1 protein-coding gene and 1 pseudogene are annotated in these 1550 nt (G+C 62.4%); both read right to left on the bottom strand.

What is annotated here, in order from left to right; all coding sequences use genetic code 11:
- Positions 1 to 1175, bottom strand: a 1175-nt coding sequence (gene ccoG, locus NKH38_RS33170; protein WP_352904881.1) for a cytochrome c oxidase accessory protein CcoG, incomplete at its 3' end; no start/stop codon positions are given.
- 217 nt (positions 1176 to 1392) lie between these two features.
- Positions 1393 to 1550: pseudogene (locus NKH38_RS33175) on the bottom strand (cytochrome-c oxidase, cbb3-type subunit III); the annotation flags it as partial.

Below are 1550 nucleotides of genomic sequence, written 5' to 3' on the forward strand. Positions count from 1 at the left end.
AAGAGCAGGCCCAGCCCGATCAGCGACCACATGGCCATGTAGACATAGGTTCGTGGCCGAAAGATCTTGCGGATATGGAAATGCGCCACCCTGTCCGAAAACAGGCCGTCATCCGTCCTGACCAGTGATGGATTGACCGAGCTGGCGCCGCCGGCGGTGGCCAGCATCATGTTGGCGTTGTAGTCGGAGAGCGTCGCGTAGGAGATCAGTCCTCGCGCTTTGCCGAGCTTGTCCATGACGCCGTCACAGGCATCGATGCAGAGCGCGCAGGTGATGCATTCGAGTTGCTGACCGTCGCGTATGTCGATCCCCATCGGACAGACGGCGACACAGGCATTGCAGTCGACGCAATCGCCGACGGGATGCCCTGCGGCAAGAACCTTCTTGGCGTGACGCGTGCGCGGTTCGCCGCGCCAGTCATTGTAGGTGACAGTGAGCGAGCTCTCGTCGAGCATGGCTGCCTGAATGCGCGGCCATGGGCACATATAGGTGCAGACCTGTTCGCGCATCAGCCCGCCAAACGTGTAGGTCGTCGCCGTCAGGACCGCGACGGTGATGTAGGCGACAGGCGCTGCCGTGCCGGTGAAGAGTTCGCCGAGCAGGGTCGGCGCATCGGCGAAATAGAAGATCCATGCGCCACCAGTCGCTGCGCCTATGACCAGCCAGATGACGTGTTTCGATGCCCGCAGCACAAGCTTACGAGTGGTCCAGGGACCGGCATCCAGCTTGATGCGTGCGTTGCGGTCGCCCTCGATCGCGCGCTCGACGACCAGGAACAGATCGACCCATACGGTCTGTGGGCATGTGTAGCCACACCATGCACGGCCGACGGTTGACGTGATCAGGAAAAGACCGACGCCGGCCATGACCAGAAGACCGGCGACATAGTAGAATTCCTGCGGCCATATCTCGACGAAGAAGAAGTAGAAGCGCCGGTTGGCCACATCGAGCAGCACGGCCTGGTCGGGGGCAAACGGACCCCGATCCCAGCGCAGCCACGGCGTCAGATAGTAGATGCCCAGCGTGATCGCCATCACGATCCATTTGAATCGGCGAAAGCTGCCCGAGGCCCGCTTCGGGAAGATCTTCCTGCGCGCGGCATACATTGGCTGGCGCACCTTGGCGGAGTTGACCGCCTCAGCCTCGAGCCGTTCTACCTGCGTATTGTCCAGCACTGGTTTCTCCCGTCGCGCAACTCGTGATTTCGCCGGGGTAAATGTCCTGGCTGGTGCAGCCAGGTCAGCGAAATGCAGCGTCGATCGGATTGTGCCGCCGACCGGATGGCGCCGCGTTGATGCAGGTCAATCGCCGGGTACACGCAAACAGATCGAGGCCCGGCAGAGCCGGGCCTCGTCGCTTGGACGGTGAAGGGCAGGGAATAGGCCCCCGTTCCTATTCCCCACCGCCAAGCGAATGCACGTAAACCGAAAGTTCCTTAACCCTGGTTTCGCCCAGGCGCGCGCCCCAAGCCGGCATCACGCCCTGTTTCGGTGCGGTTACCTGGGCGGCGATGGCGGCTTCGCCCGATCCGTAGAGCCAGATGGCGTCGG

The sequence above is a fragment of the Mesorhizobium sp. M1078 genome, assembly GCF_040318615.1.
Classification (GTDB): Bacteria; Pseudomonadota; Alphaproteobacteria; order Rhizobiales; family Rhizobiaceae; genus Mesorhizobium.